Here is a 19,025-nt window from a genome sequence, read left to right on the forward strand (position 1 = left end):
TGGTCCCTTCCTATTCCGCAGCCATCGCCACGCGGCTGTCGCCCTGCAATGTGGCGCGCAGTTTTTCCCGTCGCGCCATCTGTTTTTGATAGGCCGCTTGCTTGACCGGACCGTAGCCGCGGATTTCCAGCGGCAGTGACAGCAGGTCGCGCACCAGTTGCAGCGTGTCGGCGGCGAGAACCTGCTCGGTCAGTGCCAGATCATCCTCATAGCGCGCGGTCAAGTCGCGCTCCAGCTTGCGGTCGTGGCTGTGCCCGAAAGGGTCCACCCAAGTGCCGCGCAGGAATTTGAACCGCGAAAGCAGGCCAAGCACGGGCAGGATCCACGCGCCGAACTCGCGCTTTCTGGGCCGGCCATCGGGGGCTTTGCCGGACAGGATCGGCGGGGCGAGGTTCAGCGACAGACGATAGGGGCCAGAGAACTCGGCCTCAAGCCCGGCGCGGAAGGCGGGCAGACTGTAAAGCCGCGCCACCTCGTATTCGTCCTTGTAGGCCAGAACTTTGGCGTAAGTCTCGGCGACCACATGGCTCAGGTCATTGTCGCCGACGCGTTCGGGCCGGGCGGCGGAAGCAATCCGGGCCACACCGTCCAGATAGCGCTGGGCAAGATCTTGGTTCTGGTAGGCGCGCAGATGATTGGCGCGGCTTGCTATCAGCGCGTCCAACGGCATGGTTTCCGGCGTCGGCGGTTCCTGACCGATGCCTGCCAAAGCTGTCACCTTCGCCGCGTCATGCGCCAGCAAACGGCCCCAGTTGAACGCTTCGGTGTTGGGTTTGATGGCCGTGCCGTTCAAGCGGATGGCTTCAAGGATCGAGGCATTGGCCAATGGCACCAGCCCGGATTGCCACGCATACCCCAGCATCATCAGGTTCGCCCCGATCGCGTCGCCGGTCAGTCGTGTGGCGAGATCCGAGAAGTTCAGGAAATGCTGGGCCGAGCGCACCGCCCCCGCTACGCAGGCCTCAGAACTGGCTTCCTTAAAGTCAAAGTCCCGATGGCGGATGAAATCCGACACTGGCGTGACATGGGTGTTCAGCACGGCCTGCGTCCGGTCGGGGCTGCACACAAGGATGCAGTCCTTTGACGAGGCCACCACGGAATCCGCGCCGAGCAAAAGATCAGCCGATCCCGCCGCGATGCGAGGCGCGGCGATGGGGCGGTCGGGGCGCGAGATGCGGACATGGCTCATCACCGCACCACCTTTCTGGGCGAGCCCCGCCATGTCCAGCACCATCGGGATCTTGCCCTCGACATGGGCGGCCATGCCCAGAATGGCGCTGATGGTCAGCACGCCAGTACCCCCGACACCGGCAAGGGCAAGGTTCCAAGCCCGCTCGATCTGCGGCAGCACAGGGTCGGGCAAGGTGGAAACATCCGCCCCACCAAGCGGTTGGTTCTTGCGCAACGCCCCACCACGCACGGTGACAAAAGACGGGCAAAAGCCTTTGAGACAAGAATAATCCTTGTTGCAGGCCGATTGGTTGATCCGGCGCTTGCGGCCCTGATCGGTCTCCAGCGGCTCAATCGCGATGCAGTTCGACTGCACGGAACAATCGCCACAACCTTCGCAGACCGCAGGGTTGATCCAAAGCCGCATATCGGGGTCCACAGCGGTGCCCCGCTTACGCCTGCGGCGCAATTCAGCAGCGCAGGTCTGCTCGAAGACGATCACCGTGACGCCGGGCACTTCGCGCAATGTCAGCATCACCGCGTCGATGTCGTCACGGTGGCGGATCTCGGTTCCGGGGGCGAGGTCTGCGGTGCGATAGACTTCGGGATGGTCGGACATCAGCACGATCCGCGCCACGCGCTCGTGGTAGACCTGATGGGTGATCTGTTCTGGTGTCAGTTCGCCGTCAATCGGCTGACCTCCGGTCATCGCCACGGCATCATTGACCAGAATTTTGTAGGTTAGATTCACCCCCGCCGCGACCGACTGGCGGATCGCGAGATGGCCCGAGTGGAAGTATGTACCATCGCCGATATTGACGAAACGGTGCTTTTCATCTGTGAAGCGGCTGATTGCCGTCCATGGCACGCCCTCGGCACCCATATGGGTGAAGGTTTCGGTGCGACGGTCCATCCATTGCACCATGAAGTGACAGCCGATCCCGGCCATCGCCTTCGATCCTTCAGGCACGCGGGTAGAGGTGTTGTGCGGGCATCCCGCGCAATAATGCGGCAGGCGCAGGACGGGGGGAATATGCGCCTCGGCACGCGCCTCGATCCGATGCAGATCCTCGACGCGGGCGCTTAGCCGTGCGGCGAGGTCACCGGGCAGATCAAGCCGCAGCAACCGTTCTGCAATCGCACCCGCCACGCGGCCCACGGTCAGCCCGGCGGATAGGCTGAGGAACGGCTTGCCCGCCTCATCGAACTTGCCGACGATGCGGGGCCGCACATCGGCGCGCCAGTTGAACAACTGCTCTTTGATCTGGTTCTCGATGATCTCGCGGCGTTCCTCGACGATCAGCACCTCATCCAGACCCTGCGAGAAGGCGCGGATGCCTTCGGGCTCCAGCGGCCATGGCATACGCACTTTGTAAAGGCGCAGCCCGATCAGCGCCTGCTCTTGCGGACCAAGGCCCAGTTCCGCCAACGCTTGCCGCACATCCTCATAGGCCTTGCCCGAGGCGACGATACCAAAGCGGGCGCGGGCGTGGTCGATGATCAGGCGATCAACGCCATTGGCGCGGGCAAAGGCGATGGCGGCGTAGCCCTTGTGCTCTTGCAGCCGCTCGTCCTGCACAAGCGGTGGATCGGGCCAGCGCAGGTTCAACCCGTCAGGCGGCAGTTCAAAATCGGTGGGCAGCACGAACTGCCGCATCTCTTGCGCCAGATCGACGACCGAGGTGATCTCGACGGTTTCGGAGATCACCTTGAAGCCGACCCAGCAGCCGGAATAGCGCGACATGGCGATGCCGAGCAGGCCCATCTCGAGGAATTCATGCACCGACGAGGGGTAAAGCATCGGCATCAGCGCCGAGATGAAGGCATGATCGGATTGATGCGGAATCGAGGACGACTTGCAGGTGTGATCATCGCCCGCAATCGCCAGCACCCCACCATGCCGCGCGGAGCCTGCCGCATTGGCGTGCTTGAAGACATCGCCTGAGCGATCAACGCCCGGCCCCTTGCCATACCAGATGCCGAGGATGCCATCCTTGCGGGCGCCCGACGACAGATGCAACTGTTGGCTACCCCAGACCGCAGTTGCGGCCAGATCCTCGTTCACCCCCGGCTGGAACACCACGTCATGGCGATCCAGAAACTTGCTGGCCTTGACCAGTTGCTGATCATAGCCGCCCAAAGGCGAGCCGCGGTATCCAGAGATAAACCCCGCAGTGTTCAGCCCGCTGCTGCGGTCGCGGCGCATCTGGGTCATCGGCAGCCGGACCAAGGCCTGTGTCCCGGTCAGCAAGACGGAACCGCTCTCTGCCGTGTACTTGTCGTCCAGCGTGATGGCCATTTGCATCCCCCGCACCGGCTTGGGTACGTCTGGCAACACTCTAGTCTAGGTTGCGCGAAACAAGGTCTCTATTGCTGACTTTGTTGACGGCTATCTTGCAACATTGTACCACTTATATGGCACTTGAGGGTAGACTGTTCTGCATCATGCGCAGATTTTATCACATTTGTCATAACGGGTGAAGCATGCTGCTGGACGATTCGGATCGACGCATCCTGAAGGCGCTGCAAGAGCGGCCCGACCTGACTTTGCGGGAATTGGGAGAGGTCACTGGCCTCAGCCACTCGCCCTGCTGGCGGCGGCTGCAACGGCTTCAGGCGTCGGGGGCGATCAGTGCGAAACGCTTCGTCGTCGATCCCGAGGCCATCGGGTTCGAGATTCTCGTGTTTTGCTTTGTGAAGATATCCCATCACCAACGTGATAGGCTCAAAGCCTTCGAAGATGCTGTGGCGAAAGTTCCCGAGATCATGCAATGCTACTCGTTAAGCGGCGAATATGACTATGTGCTACAGGTGATCGCGACCAGCGTTCGTGAATATGAGGCGACGGTCAAGAATGCACTTGTCGAACTGCCAAACGTGCAGTCGATCAACACCAGTTTCACGCTGAAGCGGGTCAAGAACAGCCTGAACGTGCCGCTCTAAGGCGCATTTGCCTATGTTCAATCGCTCAGACCTGTGGCGGCGACCCCGTGCAACATGTCGCGGCCGATCTGGCCCCGCCGTAAGGGGCGGTTGTGCCGCTGCGATGATGTTTTTCCTTGGTTATGCCGCCGCTGACTCCGGGACGGCATTGCCATGCCAGAGATTGAGCGGACAGCCCCTATTGACGCAGCACCGCCGGCTGTCTAGAAAACTTCCACTGTCGGGGGAGTCCTGCCTAAAGGACTGAGAGGCTGATAGTGGGGCGAACAGCAATGTTTGGCCTGCGGTGAAGCGACCCTTTGAACCTGACCCAGTTGATACTGGCGTAGGAAGCACAAGCGGTCGCCACTTCGTCAGTTTTCGACGGGGCACCACCATACGGGCGCAATCCCGGCTTCTTTCCCTTTACCACGGGTCATCAACGCGAAAGAGGCTTTGATGAACCACACCACCCAAATCCCGCAGAACGGCGTGCTACCCTCTGTCACCACAGGCCCGCTGCCCGGCTCCAGCAAGGTTTATGTGCCGGGCATCCTACATCCCGATCTGTTGGTGCCGATGCGGCAGATCGCCGTGCATCCCTCGGCGGGTGAGCCGCCGGTGACAGTCTATGACCCCTCTGGCGCTTACACCGATCCAGCGATTACCACCGATATTGCACAAGGATTGGCACCTTTGCGCGCCACATGGGTGGCCGCCCGCGGCGATTGTGCGGTCTATGCACCGCGTGCCGTACAGCCTGCCGACAACGGCTTTGCCACAGGCGAGCGGCTGGTGCCGAGCTTCCCGCAAACCCGCCAGCCGCTGCGCGCCGTGGATGGCAAGGCTGTTACCCAACTCGCCTATGCCCGTGCCGGGATCATCACGGCTGAGATGGAATATGTGGCGATCCGGGAAAACCTTGGCCGCACCGCCCCGACGGGCAACCCCCGCGATGGCGAAGATTTTGGTGCTGCGATCCCCGACCATGTCACGCCCGAATTCGTGCGGCGGGAGATTGCCGCTGGTCGCGCCATCATCCCCGCCAACATCAACCACCCCGAACTGGAACCGATGATCATTGGCCGCAACTTCGCGGTGAAAATCAACGCCAACATGGGCACCAGTGCTGTCACCTCGTCGATGGCGGAGGAAGTTGACAAGATGGTCTGGTCGATCCGCTGGGGCGCGGACACCGTGATGGACCTGTCCACCGGGCGCAACATCCACAACACCCGCGAATGGATTCTGCGCAACGCCCCGGTGCCGATTGGCACGGTGCCTTTGTATCAGGCGCTGGAAAAGGTCGATGGCGTGGCCGAAAATCTGACATGGGAGATTTACCGCGACACGCTGATCGAACAGGCCGAACAAGGGGTGGATTACTTCACCATCCATGCCGGGGTGCGTCTGCATTACATCCCGCTGACTGCGAACCGGGTCACTGGCATTGTCAGCCGTGGCGGCTCGATCATGGCCAAGTGGTGCCTGCATCACCACCGCGAAAGCTTCCTTTACACCCATTTTGACGAAATCTGCGACATCATGCGGGCGTATGACGTCAGCTTCAGCCTTGGCGACGGGTTGCGCCCGGGCTCAGTCGCCGATGCCAATGATGCCGCGCAATTTGCCGAATTGGAGACTTTGGGAGAGCTGACCCGGATCGCTTGGGCTAAGGATTGTCAGGTGATGATCGAAGGGCCGGGCCATGTGGCGATGCACAAGATCAAGGCCAATATGGACAAGCAACTGGCCACCTGCGGCGAAGCGCCGTTCTATACGCTCGGGCCGCTGACCACCGATATCGCCCCCGGCTATGACCATATCACCAGCGCCATCGGGGCGGCGATGATCGGTTGGTTTGGCACCGCGATGCTGTGCTATGTGACGCCGAAAGAGCATCTGGGCCTGCCCGACCGTGCCGATGTGAAGGTTGGCGTGATCACTTACAAAATCGCCGCCCATGCTGCCGATCTGGCCAAGGGCCTGCCGGGGGCGCAGGCGCGCGATGATGCGCTGTCCCGCGCGCGTTTCGAATTCCGCTGGGAGGATCAGTTCAACCTCTCGCTCGACTCCGATACGGCGCGTTCGTTCCATGACGAGACCCTGCCGAAAGAGGCGCATAAGACCGCGCATTTCTGTTCGATGTGCGGGCCGAAGTTCTGCTCGATGCGGATTTCGCACGACATTCGCGCCGAGGCTCAGAAAGAGGGCATGGCGGCGATGGCGGAGAAGTTCCGCGAGAAGGGCGAGGTGTATCTGCCCATCGCCGAGGTTGCGGAATGATCACCATTCTGGGTGCCGGGGTTGCGGGGCTCTGCGTCGCAACCGCCTTGGCCGAGCGCGGCTTGCCGGTTGAGGTGGTGGACAACGGGCCCGCCCATGGCGGCGCAAGCTGGCTGGCGGGGGGCATGATTGCGCCCTATGTCGAAGCCGAAACGGCCGCGCCCGATGTGGCGCGGCTGGGGGCCAGTGCGGCCGACTGGTGGGCAGTACGGGTGCCGGGTGTGGTGCGGCGTGGCTCATTGGTGGTGGCCCCGGCACGCGACCGCGCTGAGCTTGACCGTTTCGCCTCCCGCACCACCGGGCATGTGCGGCTGGACGCCGAGGCGATTGCCACGCTGGAAAGTGATCTTGCGGGGCGTTTTTTCTCTGCGCAGTTCTATGCCGACGAGGCGCATCTTGACCCGCGTGCCGCTTTGGTGGCGCTGGCCGATGGCTTGCGACAGCGCGGCGTTGCGATCCGCAGCAACACTCCGCTTGACCCCGAACAGGCCGATATCGACTGCCGGGGCATCGCTGCCCGCGCTGATTTACCCAGCCTGCGCGCCGTGCGGGGGGAAATGCTGCTGCTGCATTGCCCCTCTGTGACGCTCACCCGCCCGATCCGCCTGCTGCATCCGCGCTTTCCGGTCTATGTCGTGCCGCGCGGCCACGGGCTTTATATGATCGGGGCCACCATGCTGGAAAGCGACGATCCCGGCCCGATCACCCTGCGCAGCGCCATGGAACTGATGTCGGCGGCTTTCACTCTGCATCCCGGCTTTGCCGAGGCTGCTATCGTCGAGACTGGCAGCGGCCTGCGTCCCGCCTTTGCTGACAATGTGCCGCGCATCGTCAAGGCAGGCGGACGCTGGCATCTGAACGGGCTGTACCGCCACGGCTTTCTGACCGCCCCGGCGCTGGCCGAACAACTGGCCGATCAATTTGCCCTTGCACCACAGGAGGCCGCCGTTGCGCATTGAACTGAACGGAAGCCAATGCGAGATCAGCGCGGCAACTCTAGCCGAGGCGCTGGTCGAACTCGGCTATGGTGCTGCTGCCCTCGCCACCGCTTTGAACGGCGCTTTCATCGCCACCACCGCCCGCCCCACAACCCCGCTGCAGGACGGTGACCGGGTTGAGGTGCTGGCCCCGATGCAGGGGGGCTAAGATGCGGCTTTACGACATCGACATTCCATCGCGGCTGCTGCTTGGCACAGCGCAATACCCCTCGCCGCAGGTGCTGACCGAGGCGATTACCGCCTCTGGCTGCGACGTCATCACCGTATCCTTGCGGCGCGAGGCGGCGCGGGGGGCCACGGCAGGCAGCGGTTTCTGGTCGCTGCTGCAAGCCAGCGGCGCGCGGCTGTTGCCCAACACCGCAGGCTGCCACTCTGCCCGCGAAGCCGTCACCACCGCCCAGATGGCGCGTGAGGTGTTCGGCACCAACTGGATCAAGCTAGAGGTAATCGGCCATGCCGACACGCTGCAACCCGATCCCTTTGCGCTGGTCGAAGCGGCGCAGATCCTCTGTGCCGACGGGTTTCAGGTATTCCCCTACACCACCGAAGATCTGATCGTCGCCGAACGCTTACTAGATGTGGGCTGCAAGGTGCTGATGCCTTGGGGTGCCCCCATCGGCTCAGGCCAGGGGCTGCGTCATGCTGAGGCTCTGGCCTCGATGCGACGGTATTTTCCGCAGGTGCCGCTGATCATTGATGCGGGGCTTGGCGCGCCCAGTCAGGCGGCGCGGGCGATGGAGATGGGGTTTGACGCGGTTCTGTTGAACACCGCTGTGGCCAAGGCGGGCGATCCGGCGGCAATGGCGTGCGCCTTCGGGCAAGCGGTGCAAGCCGGACGGATCGCCTATGAGGCCGGTTTGATGCCGCCGCGCGATATGGCGGAGGCCTCTACCCCAGTGCTGGGCATGGCCGATCTGAACTTCGGGGCGCGCGCATGATCCTGCCGCGCTTTTATCCCGTGCTGCCCGATTCCGATTGGGTGGGCCGCGTTGTCGCCCAAGGCGCAAAGCTGGTTCAGTTGCGTTTCAAAGGCGATGCTGCCGATATTCCGCATCAGATCGTCGTAGCCCAAGCCGCCTGCCAGCGTCACGGTGCGCAGCTCGTCGTCAACGACCATTGGCGCGCGGCATTGGAGGCCGGGGCGGATTTCATTCATCTGGGCCAAGAAGATCTCGACACCGCCGACCTGTCCGCAATCACCCGCGCCGGGTTGCGCTTCGGGATTTCCACCCATGACCGCGCCGAACTCGATCGGGCTTTGGCACTGCACCCGGCCTATATCGCCCTCGGCCCAGTTTATCCGACCACGCTCAAGCAAATGAGATGGCAGCCGCAGGGGTTGGAGAAACTGGCGCGCTGGAAAACACGGATCGCGGATATACCGCTGGTCGCCATCGGTGGCCTGACCCCCGAACGCCTGCCCGCTGTCTTTGCCGCGGGGGCGGATGTGGTGGCGGTTGTCACTGATCTGGTGACTGCCCCTGACCTCGAAGTGCGTGCGCGGCAATGGGTCGCCGCCTGCGAGGTGGCGCAATGAGCCGCTATGTCCGCCAGATTCAGCTGCCACAGGTGGGGCTATCCGGGCAAGCAAAACTTGCCACTGCGCGAGTACTGGTGGTGGGGGCTGGCGGTTTGGGCTGCACGGTGATCCCGGCTCTGGCGGGAGCAGGTGTCGGCCAGCTGATCCTCATCGACCCCGATGTGATCGAACTGGCCAACCTGCACCGCCAGACCCTCTACACCATGGCCGATATCGGTACGCCCAAGGCCATAGCCGCCGCCCGGCGCGTCAAAGCCCTGAACCCTGACTGTCAGTCCACCCCGTTGGTCGCCCGGCTGGACCCCGGCAACGCGCCCGACCTGATCGCCGCCGCAGATGTGATCGTCGATGCCGCCGACAGCTTTGCCGTGACCTATACTCTGTCAGACCTGTGCCTTGCCGCCGCTAAACCACTGATCTCGGCCTCGGTCATCGGGCAATCCGGCTATGTCGGCGGTTTTTGTGGCACGGCCCCCAGTTACCGCGCCGTGTTTCCCGACTTGCCTGCGCAGGCGGCAAGCTGTGCGACAGCGGGGATTCTGGGGCCGGTGGTTGCTGCATTGGCGGCAGTGCAGGCGCAGATGGTTCTGGCTCAACTCATCGAGTTGGAACCAAGCCCGCTGGGGCGCGTCGTCACGCTGGATCTGTCCAACTGGCGGCTGGGCGGCTTCAGCTTTGCCGGTGCTGCGGAGTCCGAAGGCGTTGGCTTTGTCGCCGCCTCGCAGCTAACGCCCGACGATACTGTGCTCGATCTGCGCCCTGTCGGATCGGTGCACATGATTAGTGGCGCACAATGGGTGGCACCGCATGATCTGATCAACTGGCCGCTTCCCGGTGCAGGCCGGGTGGTGCTGTGCTGCGCGTCGGGCTTGCGGGCTTGGCGCGGCGCGCAGGTTCTGGCGGCGCGTGGTGCGGCGTCGCTGGCCCTGTTGGCGGACGGCCAATGACGGTTCTGCTGATTGCCGGATTGGACAGTTCCACCGGGGCCGGGCTGGCCCGCGATCTGGCGGTGCTGGCCGATCATGGTGTGACGGCGCGACTGGCGGCCACAGCGGTGACAGCACAGGATGCCGGGGGCGGATGTTGCGTGCATCCAATACCTGCTGCCATGGTTGTCGCCCAAATCCGCGCCGCAGGCTCGTTGCGAGCGGCCAAGCTGGGCATGCTGGTCAATGCCGACATTGTCACCGCCATTGCCGAGACCTTGCCGGATCTGCCCTTCGTGTTGGATCCCGTTCTAGCGACCAGTGCGGGGGCCGTGCTGCTGGATGCCATCGGACGCGCCGCGATGATTGCCCGGCTGATCCCGCGCGCAGCGCTGGTGACCCCGAACTTACCGGAAGCAGCCATCCTGACCGGCCTTGCCGCTGGTGCGCCGCTGCAAGACCTTGCCGCAGGCTTCTTTGCGATGGGCGCAAAGGCGGTGCTGCTGAAGGGTGGCCATGCTAACGGGCCGGAGGCGGTAGATTGGTTGTTTCGTCCGGAACGCCTGCCTCTGCGGTTCGCCGCACCGCGAAAATTCGGCACGCAGCGCGGCACCGGCTGCACTTTGGCCACGGCTATCGCCGCCGACTTGGCGCTTGGAGAGGATCTGATCAAGGCCTGCGATCAGGCAAAGCGTTATCTGAATGCATGGTGGTGAGCTTACAGCGTCCGGCGTCGACGTTGACATCTCCGATAGGTCAACGCTGCGCCTGCAGGGTACCCCGATCATTGATCATTGATCATTGATCATCGACCTGCGCCACCGCATCGCGCTTGAACTCGTCTGTGAATTTTGCTCCGGACATCTCGTCCTCCCTGCTTCCAAATTTACCAAGCAAGGTGTCTAGAAACTAGGGGCTTCTGTGGTTGCCGTCCTAGGCTCAGGACCCATTGATCTGCTTGAGGTCGCTGCGGCTGCATGATTCAAGCTCTCGAACTAACGGGGGTGATGATGAGCAATCTTTTCTGGCTGACGGACGCACAGATGGCCCGGCTTCGGCCGTTCTTTCCAAAGAGTCATGGCGTGCGGCGGGTCGATGACCGACGTGTCCTGAGCGGTATTATCTTCATCAATCGCAATGGCTTGCGGTGGCGCGATGCACCGAAGGAGTATGGCCCGCCGAAGACGTTATACAACCGTTGGAAGCGGTGGGCGGACATGGGGGTCTTCGCCCGGATTATGGAGGGGCTGGCCTCCGAGGCGGCCGTTCCGAAGACGGTGATGATCGACGCGACCTACCTGAAGGCACACCGCACGGCGACCAGCCTGCGGTCGAAAAAGGGGGGCCTGATGACCAAAGGGGCCGCCTGATCGGCCGAACCAAGTGCGGCATGAACACCAAACTGCACGCCGTCACCGATGCGGAAGGTCGTCCGATCCGGTTCTTCATGACCGCAGGCCCCCTCTCGGCGATGCATGCATCGCCTGCCGGGCAGCGGGTCAGCGACTACACCGGGGCAGCTGCCCTTCTGGGCGGTTTGCCAAAGGCGGAGTGGCTTCTGGCCGACCGGGGGTATGACGCCGATTGGTATCGAGAAGCATTGAAAGACAAGGGGATACGGGTTTGCATCTCAGGCAGGAAGAGCCGCAGGAAGAAAATCCGCTTCGACCGCCGCCGCTACAAATGACGCAACCGCATCGAGATCATGTTCGGCAGGCTCAAGGACTGGCGCCGGGTCGCAACCCGATACGACCGATGCCCCATCGTCTTCCTCTGCGCCACCGCTCTCGCCGCAACCGTGCTCTTCTGGCTGTCAAAGTTAATGAGATGCCGTAACGGGGCCTGCGTCGCGACCCGCCCGTTACCGTTGCAGAATCGCGGGCAAGCTGGCGCCATTCCCGTATCGGATCCACAGGGAGGAGTGCGGGATGAAGCTGTTTGTCGGACTGGATGTGTCGCTGGAGAAGACCGCGATCTGCGTGATCAGCGAGCATGGGAAGATCGTGAAGGAGGCGCAGGTGGCGAGCGAGCCCGAGGCGCTGTTGCGTTGGATCAACGATCAGGACGGCGCAATCGCTGCCGTCGGGCTCGAGGCTGGCCCCTTGTCGCAGTGGTTGCATCGCGGGTTGTCCGAGGCTGGGCAGCCTGTCGTGCTCATGGAAGCCCGGCAAGTGAAGGGCGCCCTTAAGGCTATGCCGATCAAGACGGACCGCCGTGATGCCGAAGGTATCGCGCGTCTTCTGCACCTCGGCTGGTTCCGGCCTGTTCACTGCAAATCGGTGTCCGCACAAGAGGTTCGGGCGGTGCTCACTGCTCGAAAGGCCGTGCAACAGGGGTTCATCACGCTGGAAATGTCTTTGCGCGGGCTGCTTCGGAACTTCGGACTTAAGGTCGGCACCATATCGCAAGGCCGGTTCGAACAGCGTATCCGCGAGCTGGCGGCCGGTAATCCGATGCTGGAAGCGGCAACCGAACCCATGCTCAGCGCGCGGTTGCCGCTGCGGCGAGAGTTGGCGGGCCTTGAACGCCATGTCCGGCAACTCGCGCAGGAAGATCCGGTCTGCCGCCGGTTGATGTCGATGCCCCCTCTCGGCAGATTTGCTTCGCAAATCGCCTGCCGGGCAATGGGGATCGGCGCTGTTGTGGCACTGACCTATCGATCTGCGGTCGATGATCCAGACCGGTTCACTTCCTCGAAGAGGGTCGGGCCGTGGGTCGGCCTGACTCCCTCGCGAAACCAGTCGGGCGAGCGAGACATCTCGGGTGGGATCACCAAGGCGGGCGACGTCAACCTTCGACGCGCGCTGTGTCAGGCTGCCACGGTCATGATGTATGATGAGGGTCAGAAAACAGTCCGGTGGACTGTTTTCCCGACGATTGGTGGACGGGCGAGCTGGTTGCGAACCTGGGCCGCAAAACTTGCGCGCCGTCGTGGTGCCAAGCGCGCGATGGTTGCGCTGGCGCGGCGTATCGCCGTAATCCTACACCGCATGTGGAAGGATGACATCGACTTCCGCTTCGATACTCCGGTGATCCATGCCGGCTGAAGACACAAGCTCCAGACTGCTGCCCGCCTGATCGCGGGCCTTCGAGGTCCCGACGGGACACGGTTGCGATGATGCCGTGCTCAGGACTGACGCCGATCACATAGAGCACGCCAATGAGATGGGCATATCGGAATTGCATTGGACCAGCATCATGTTGGCGGCCATCGCGCTGACCCGGACCGAAGCATGCACCCGGGTCGACCTCAGGCGAAGGCTGCCGAAGAGGGAAGCAGACTAAGCTCTCAAAGCACAAAACCGCAGTTCGGCGGCGCATCCCGCATGCGCAAAACCGCTTGACTGGGACGACCCCGTTACCGAAGTCCTGGCGCTAGAAGCAAGAAGAATTTGACCTTGGGCGAGATCGAGTGCGGTCTTCTGTCAGGCCTCAGTGTGCGGCGCTGTTAAAGGCCGCGGGCCGATATGGCGATCAGCGTGATCGGGTCCAAATCTGTTCAGCGAGCTTATGGTCTGGTAATCCCCCCATTTTTAACGGGGTGCATCCGTAGAACTTACGCGGCCATTTTCAGTTTCTGGGCGGGTATGATGCCGCCGATGCCCATGTTCGGGCGGTCGTTGTTGTATGTCCATAGCCATTGTGTGGCGTGATCCTGTGCCTCCTCGATGGTTTCGATGATGTATTGGTCGAGCCATTCATGCCGGACGGTGCGGTTGTATCGCTCGATGTAGGCGTTCTGCTGCGGCTGGCCGGGTTGGATGTGCTGGATCGTGATGCCCTGTCTCTCAGCCCAGATCAGCAGCTTGCCACTGATGTATTCCGGGCCGTTGTCGACCCTTATGGTGCCGGGTTTGCCGCGCCATTCGATGATCCGGTCCAGGCTCCGGATGACCCTTTCGGCGGGTAGCGAGAAGTCAACCTCGATACCCAGCCCCTCGCGGTTGAAGTCATCCAGCACGTTCAGCAGCCGAAACGCACGGCCATCACCGAGGCGATCTGCCATGAAGTCCATGGACCAGGTCATGTTGGGTGCCTCGGGCACAGCAAGCACATCAGGTTTGTCCCGCTTCAGCCGCTTGCGGGGCTTGATCCGCAGGTTCAGTTCCAAGGCGCAATAGATCCGATAGACGCGTTTGTGGTTCCACGGATGGCCCTTCACGTTGCGCAGATGCAGAAAGCACAGCCCAAAGCCCCAGGTCTTGCGGGCGTCGGTCAGACCCACCAGAAGGTCGGCGATCTCTTCGTTCTCGGCTTTTAACTTCGGGCCATAGCGATAGCAGATCTCGCTGACCCCGAAGGCCCGGCGGGCCAGCGCAATGCTGACCTTGTGTCGCGCCACCGCTTTCTCGGCCATCTCGCGGCGTTGAGATGGCCGCGTCATTTTTTTCCGAGAGCCTCTTTCAGCAGGTCGGCTTGCATGCTCAGGTCCGCATACATCCGCTTCAGCCGGCGGTTCTCGTCCTCGATGGCCTTCATCTGGCTGATCAGCGACGCATCCATGCCGCCATACTTCGCCCGCCACTTGTAGAACGACGCATTGCTCATGCCATGCTCGCGGCACAGCTCTGCCACCGGCACACCGCCTTCGGCCTGACGCAGGATCGCAAGAATCTGCGCCTCAGTGTATCTGCTTGTCTTCATTCAGAATCTCCTCGTTCATCTTGGCGAGAAAATTCTACTTATGCAGCCCCTTACTTTCGGGGGGGATTACCGTCTCGTAGCCCCTAACTGGTTTTCCCTATCCTGATCTTTTCGATCATTTCCCATATAGTCGTCGTCTTCTCCCTCCATCGCACCGGCTTTCAGCGCAGATCAAGCATGAGACTCATGGCGTTGTCGCCTTCACCGGATTTCGGTAATCCTCCTGACTTAATAAGCATCGCCCAGATTTGCCGGGCCATCTTGTTGGCCAGTGTAGGATCTGTCGATTCAGCGAGACACCTTCTGTAATCTCCATTTTGGAGTGGGAGGGTGGGTTCGATGGCCAAAGACCAACAGGAAATCCGGCGCAAGCTGCGCATTCTGGATCACGCTGCGGCGTCAGGTGACGTCAGCAAGACGTGTCGATACTTCGGAATCGGGCGAGCCAGCTTTTATCGATGGCGTCATGCCTTGGCAGATCATGGCGAGGCGGGGCTGGCCAATAAAAGATCGGTTCCGCACAACCATCCGAACCGGACGCCTGAGGCAGTCACGGAGAAAGTCCTTCATCTGCGCCGCGATTATCACCTCGGGCCAATCCGCATCGTCTGGTATCTGGAGCGCTATCATGGGCTCAAAATCTCGGACGCTGGCGTGTATCGCATCCTTAAGCGCAATGGTGTGAACCGCCTGCCAGGCGGCACGCGGGTGCGCAAAATCCACACCAAGCGCTATAACAAGCAGGTTCCTGGGCATCAAATCCAGATGGACGTCAAGTTCCTGACTTTCATAGACAAATCAGGCACCAAGACTCGGCGTTTTCAATACACGGCGATTGACGATGCGACACGGATCCGTGCCCTGAAGATCTACGAACGCCACAACCAGGCCAATGCCATAAATTTCGTCGATCACGTCATCGCAACCTTTCCCTTCCGCATTCAGGAAATTCGTACCGACAACGGCCATGAGTTCCAGGCGAAATTCCATTGGCATGTCGAGGATAAAGGCATCCGCCACGCCTACATTAAGCCCAGCTCGCCGCAACTTAACGGCAAGGTCGAACGATCCCACCGATCTGATGAGCAGGAGTTCTATCAGCTTCTCAGCTACACGGGTGATGTCGACCTGAACGCCAAACTGGCCGAGTGGGAGCAGTTCTACAACCTCGCCAGACCACATGGCGCTCACAATGGGAAAACGCCTTACGAGGCGCTCAGAGAAAAGCTATAAAGTCATGAAATGGTGTCTCGCTAGATCGCCCACATTACAGCTCTGGGCGCTTCTGGAGGTAGAAGGCGTTGCAGCCCGCCAGGGTGCCCCCGCTCAGGTGAAAGCGTTTGCGCAAAGCCGCGGCACGCGCGCCAAGACCGACCGGATAGATGCGGAACTCATCGCCCGCTTTTTCGCTTTCCGGCCCGAAGCAGGCCGCCGTCGTCCCGCCGAAAAGCTGCGCCTTCTTAGAGCTTTGACGTCAAAACGAGCCCAGCTGGTTGAGATGCGCAAACGGCTGCTGGCCCAATTCCGCGCGCTTCAGAAACTCGGCACCGCCGCAATGTTCGAGGACATCGACACTGAGTTGAAGCAACGTTTCGATATCCTGATCAAGGAACTGGAAGACAGGATCACCCGGGCCATCGCAAGCGATGATCACCTGTCGGAAATGGCCACCGTTCTCCGCTCCATCCCGGGGATAGGCCCGGTTGCCAGCTCAATGCTGATCGCCGAAATGCCTGAGATCGGCACCATCACCGGCGAAGAAGCTGCCGCACTCACCGGATTGGCTCCGGTCGCGCATGACAGCGGAACACTTCGCGGGAAACGGGCCATCGCCGGTGGTCGCCGCGCCCTGCGGCATGTGATGTTCCAAGCAGCCTTGGTCGCGGCACATCATAACCCAAGCCTGAGATCCTTCGCAGATCGCCTCCGCAAGGCCGGAAAACCGCACAAGGTCATCATCACCGCCGTCGCCAGAAAGCTGGTCACCATCGCTAATGCGTTGTGCAAGAGCCGTCAGAAATGGGCAGCCCCGACGTCCTGACAGATACAGTTGCTAGACATCGCACCGATTATCAAAAGGTGTCGAATATCTATCTGCCCGGCCTTTGAGACCCGCCCAAGGCGCTCCTTACCGCCAGAAGAATATTGGCGCGGAACAAGGCCAAGCCACGCGGCAAAATCGCGGCCACATCGGAATTCCGCAATGTCCGGCGCAAATGCTTCTACAGCGAGAGCCGTCATGGGGCCAACGCCCGCTGCCCGCCAGCGCATGCCTTCATGCGCGAGAGGGGGCATCGTCTGCAAACGGCGGGCTATCTCGCTGCTGGCGGCGACACGCGCCAGTATCTTTGTCTTGGCTTCGATCCGAGTTGTTTGCTCGAAAATCTGCATCAGGAAATCCTGACACTCCGCGACAATCAGCGCCGCAAGCTCGGCGTCCGAACTGCCGACATAGGCTTCAATTCGCTTTGTTTGGCTGAGGCCGATGGGGAAGACTGCCCCGTATTCGTAGAGCAGGCCGCGCAGTGCATTCATCAACTCGGCTCGCTGGCGCACAAGACGCTCACGGGGCCGGAAAAGCGCGGCCCGAGCTTGCTGCTCTTCGCTCTTGGGCGAGACAAAACGCATCTCAGGTTGACGTGCTGCAACAACGATCGCTTCGGCATCGGTCGCGTCGTTTTTCTGACGCTTAACAAAAGGCTTCACATACTGCGGCGCAATCAAACGCACCTCGTGGCCGAGCGCCTGCATCTCGCGTGCCCAGTAGCTCGAACTACCGCAAGCTTCAAAAAAAACGAGCTCGGCGGGTGACGCGACATGAAATCCCGAAATTGATCCCGCGTCAGCCTCTTGCGGAAAAGGAGCTCACCAGATCCAGTTGCGCCGTGGAGCTGGAAAATGTGTTTTGCCAGATCCACCCCGATAATAAAATCCTCCATAGACCGTCCTCCCCCGAGCGCTATGATACCAAGACCTGATCATGCCATACACACGCCCCACCGAAAGGGAGCTGGACGGCAACCACCCCATCTATTCAGCTCAGGGACAGTAGGGGAACGGCGGGCATCCAGAAGGGGGCTCGTCGAACATTGCTGCCTATAAGAAGAGCTGGTCGCAAAGGAACAGAGGGGGAGAGCATTTCCTGCGATCGGGTTGCGCGGAAAAGCAAAAAGCCCGGTCGCCAACGCGCCGGGCAAGATGCGGGTTCAATTTGGCAGATCTCAACCAACTGCGGCGATCAGCGGCAGTTTGGGCTGTTGCGCCAGACTCTTGACGCTTTGCGATAATAGTCCCCACATAAATCCGCTCGTAATGGTCTGCACGCCCAAGGAGGCCGTCACCACAGTAAAGGCGGCGGGCCGCGCAATTATCCCCGCATTCAGATCGCCAAAGCCCGCATTGGCCCAGAAGAGCACCGAAGCAATCGCGGTCAGCATCGAGACCAGCAGGAAGATCCCGCCAAGGATACATGCACTGTCGACCGAAATCTTTGCCGCGATCCGGCTAAAGCGGGGCGATTGCGGCAAGAGTCCAAAACGCACCGCAAAGAGCTTGGCCAGCGCCGAGAAACAGCTCATCTGATAGCCGATGAGGATCAGTGCCGAGGCTAGGATCAGCGTTGCCACGTCAAAGTTCGCGCCGCCGATATGGACCGGACCGAACAGCAGTGTCCCGAAGGTTAGAGTGCCGGTCAGCAGCAACAACAGCCCCGGGTAGAGAAACAGCCAATAGGGCGCAAAGGTCAGCAGCAGCTTCAGATGCAGCCAGCCATCGCGCCAGCTGCGCAGATGGGGCGGGCGCGAGCGGCCATCGGGGCTGAGGGTGGTTGGCACCTCCTTGATCCTCAAACCCAGAAGAGTCGCCTTGATCACCATCTCGGAAGCAAACTGCATGCCAGGCGTGTCCAGCTCCAGCCCCAGGATCGCCTTGCGCGAAAAGCCTCGCAGCCCGCAGTGGAAATCGCCGATCGGCGCTTGATAGAGCACCCGCCCGATTGTTGAGAGCACCGGATTGCCCAAATAGCGGTGCAGCGGCGGCATTGCATTCTTGGAGATGCCGCCCTTAAAGCGGTTGCCCATCACGAGATCCGCGCCGCTCCGCAGCGCCTCGACAAAGGGGTCAAGGCGGGAAAAGTCATAGGAATCATCGCTGTCGCCCATGATGATGAACTTGCCGCGGGCGTCATTGATCCCTGCGATCAGCGCAGCACCATAGCCCTTTTGCGAAGCATTCACCACCCGAGCGCCCAGCCGGAGCGCAATCTCTTGGCTGCCATCGGTAGAGCCGTTGTCCGAAATCAGCACCTCGCCCTTAATGCCAGAGCGCGCCAGATAATCCGTGGCCTTGACGATGCAGGCCTCGAGCGTTTCTGCCTCGTTGAGGCAAGGCATCAAGATGGTCAATTCGGTCATCGCAAAAGCCTCTCGAATCAGTACGGACCAGAGCCGAACTTTGAATTTGTTGTCAAAAGAGTGCTGCTGGAATGGGGCGACATAGCGGCGAGGATCGTGAATTTTCATGACCCATTCCTGCAACGTG

General features: G+C 61.4%; 15 protein-coding genes and 1 pseudogene. 12 read left to right on the top strand and 4 right to left on the bottom strand.

The genetic code is table 11. The annotated features are described in order from the left end of the window. Window positions 1–10 precede the first annotated feature (10 nt). A complete protein-coding gene (locus ACS5RD_RS08065) occupies window positions 11–3,508 on the bottom strand; it encodes an indolepyruvate ferredoxin oxidoreductase family protein (protein WP_489930748.1) in 3,498 nt (1,165 codons plus the stop codon). Window positions 3,509–3,654: 146 nt separating this feature from the next. On the opposite strand from ACS5RD_RS08065, the gene ACS5RD_RS08070 reads away from it, so the two are divergent. From ACS5RD_RS08070 to ACS5RD_RS08115, 10 genes and pseudogenes are all read left to right on the top strand, one after another. Continuing rightward, complete coding sequence (locus ACS5RD_RS08070; protein ID WP_489930749.1) at window positions 3,655–4,113, top strand: Lrp/AsnC family transcriptional regulator; 459 nt, start codon at window positions 3,655–3,657, stop codon at window positions 4,111–4,113. Between the two features lie 438 nt (window positions 4,114–4,551). Then, the gene (gene thiC / locus ACS5RD_RS08075) at window positions 4,552–6,378 is read left to right on the top strand and encodes a phosphomethylpyrimidine synthase ThiC (protein ID WP_489930750.1); all 1,827 of its coding nucleotides are present in this window, start codon (window positions 4,552–4,554) and stop codon (window positions 6,376–6,378) included. Continuing rightward, on the top strand, window positions 6,375–7,337 hold the full coding sequence (locus ACS5RD_RS08080) for an FAD-dependent oxidoreductase (protein ID WP_489930751.1): 963 nt from the start codon (window positions 6,375–6,377) through the stop codon (window positions 7,335–7,337). Before thiC ends, ACS5RD_RS08080 begins: the two co-directional genes overlap by 4 nt. After that, window positions 7,327–7,524, top strand: coding sequence for a sulfur carrier protein ThiS (gene thiS, locus ACS5RD_RS08085; protein WP_489930752.1), 198 nt, complete (start codon window positions 7,327–7,329; stop codon window positions 7,522–7,524). Before ACS5RD_RS08080 ends, thiS begins: the two co-directional genes overlap by 11 nt. A gap of 1 nt (window position 7,525) precedes the next feature. Continuing rightward, complete coding sequence (locus tag ACS5RD_RS08090; RefSeq protein WP_489930753.1) at window positions 7,526–8,314, top strand: thiazole synthase; 789 nt, start codon at window positions 7,526–7,528, stop codon at window positions 8,312–8,314. Further along, a complete protein-coding gene (locus ACS5RD_RS08095; RefSeq protein ID WP_489930754.1) occupies window positions 8,311–8,913 on the top strand; it encodes a thiamine phosphate synthase in 603 nt (200 codons plus the stop codon). Before ACS5RD_RS08090 ends, ACS5RD_RS08095 begins: the two co-directional genes overlap by 4 nt. Continuing rightward, window positions 8,910–9,863, top strand: coding sequence for a ThiF family adenylyltransferase (locus ACS5RD_RS08100; RefSeq protein ID WP_489930755.1), 954 nt, complete (start codon window positions 8,910–8,912; stop codon window positions 9,861–9,863). Before ACS5RD_RS08095 ends, ACS5RD_RS08100 begins: the two co-directional genes overlap by 4 nt. After that, complete coding sequence (locus tag ACS5RD_RS08105; protein WP_489930756.1) at window positions 9,860–10,558, top strand: hydroxymethylpyrimidine/phosphomethylpyrimidine kinase; 699 nt, start codon at window positions 9,860–9,862, stop codon at window positions 10,556–10,558. Before ACS5RD_RS08100 ends, ACS5RD_RS08105 begins: the two co-directional genes overlap by 4 nt. Window positions 10,559–10,852: 294 nt before the next feature. After that, window positions 10,853–11,655: pseudogene (locus ACS5RD_RS08110) on the top strand (IS5 family transposase); the annotation flags it as partial. A 115-nt stretch (window positions 11,656–11,770) separates the two neighbouring features. Next, window positions 11,771–12,889: an IS110 family RNA-guided transposase gene (locus tag ACS5RD_RS08115; protein ID WP_489930527.1), complete on the top strand. Its 1,119-nt coding sequence runs from the start codon at window positions 11,771–11,773 to the stop codon at window positions 12,887–12,889. 509 nt (window positions 12,890–13,398) lie between these two features. Here the strand turns inward: ACS5RD_RS08115 and ACS5RD_RS08120 are convergent. Next, window positions 13,399–14,486, bottom strand: a protein-coding gene (locus tag ACS5RD_RS08120; protein WP_489930757.1) for an IS3 family transposase whose coding sequence is annotated in 2 segments (ribosomal slippage) — window positions 13,399–14,231 and window positions 14,231–14,486 — 1,089 coding nt in all. Because the reading frame shifts where the segments join, the coding sequence is not laid out codon by codon here. Window positions 14,487–14,825: 339 nt separating this feature from the next. On the opposite strand from ACS5RD_RS08120, the gene ACS5RD_RS08125 reads away from it, so the two are divergent. After that, the gene (locus ACS5RD_RS08125) at window positions 14,826–15,719 is read left to right on the top strand and encodes an IS481 family transposase (RefSeq protein ID WP_489930758.1); all 894 of its coding nucleotides are present in this window, start codon (window positions 14,826–14,828) and stop codon (window positions 15,717–15,719) included. Between the two features lie 4 nt (window positions 15,720–15,723). Continuing rightward, entirely contained in the window at window positions 15,724–16,527 is an 804-nt protein-coding gene (locus ACS5RD_RS08130; protein WP_489930759.1) for an IS110 family RNA-guided transposase, read from the top strand. Here ACS5RD_RS08130 and ACS5RD_RS08135 read toward each other — a convergent pair. Further along, the gene (locus ACS5RD_RS08135; protein WP_489930760.1) at window positions 16,500–17,237 is read right to left on the bottom strand and encodes an IS110 family RNA-guided transposase; all 738 of its coding nucleotides are present in this window, start codon (window positions 17,235–17,237) and stop codon (window positions 16,500–16,502) included. The genes ACS5RD_RS08130 and ACS5RD_RS08135 overlap by 28 nt on opposite strands. A gap of 470 nt (window positions 17,238–17,707) precedes the next feature. Beyond that, window positions 17,708–18,898 (bottom strand): glycosyltransferase family 2 protein, encoded by a 1,191-nt coding sequence (locus ACS5RD_RS08140; RefSeq protein ID WP_489930761.1) that lies wholly within the window; start codon window positions 18,896–18,898, stop codon window positions 17,708–17,710. Window positions 18,899–19,025 lie beyond the last annotated feature (127 nt).

The sequence above is a fragment of the Cypionkella sp. PAMC25878 genome (assembly GCF_058135695.1).

Coding starts and splice junctions, on each gene's coding strand:
- ACS5RD_RS08100 (WP_489930755.1), top strand. CDS start 8,910: ATGAGCCGCTATGTCCGCCAGATTCAGCTGCCACAGGTGGGGCTATCC.
- ACS5RD_RS08125 (WP_489930758.1), top strand. CDS start 14,826: ATGGCCAAAGACCAACAGGAAATCCGGCGCAAGCTGCGCATTCTGGAT.
- ACS5RD_RS08135 (WP_489930760.1), bottom strand. CDS start 17,237: ATGCAGGCGCTCGGCCACGAGGTGCGTTTGATTGCGCCGCAGTATGTG.
- ACS5RD_RS08105 (WP_489930756.1), top strand. CDS start 9,860: ATGACGGTTCTGCTGATTGCCGGATTGGACAGTTCCACCGGGGCCGGG.
- ACS5RD_RS08130 (WP_489930759.1), top strand. CDS start 15,724: ATGAAATGGTGTCTCGCTAGATCGCCCACATTACAGCTCTGGGCGCTT.
- ACS5RD_RS08140 (WP_489930761.1), bottom strand. CDS start 18,898: ATGACCGAATTGACCATCTTGATGCCTTGCCTCAACGAGGCAGAAACG.
- ACS5RD_RS08070 (WP_489930749.1), top strand. CDS start 3,655: ATGCTGCTGGACGATTCGGATCGACGCATCCTGAAGGCGCTGCAAGAG.
- ACS5RD_RS08090 (WP_489930753.1), top strand. CDS start 7,526: ATGCGGCTTTACGACATCGACATTCCATCGCGGCTGCTGCTTGGCACA.
- ACS5RD_RS08080 (WP_489930751.1), top strand. CDS start 6,375: ATGATCACCATTCTGGGTGCCGGGGTTGCGGGGCTCTGCGTCGCAACC.
- ACS5RD_RS08095 (WP_489930754.1), top strand. CDS start 8,311: ATGATCCTGCCGCGCTTTTATCCCGTGCTGCCCGATTCCGATTGGGTG.
- thiC (WP_489930750.1), top strand. CDS start 4,552: ATGAACCACACCACCCAAATCCCGCAGAACGGCGTGCTACCCTCTGTC.
- ACS5RD_RS08115 (WP_489930527.1), top strand. CDS start 11,771: ATGAAGCTGTTTGTCGGACTGGATGTGTCGCTGGAGAAGACCGCGATC.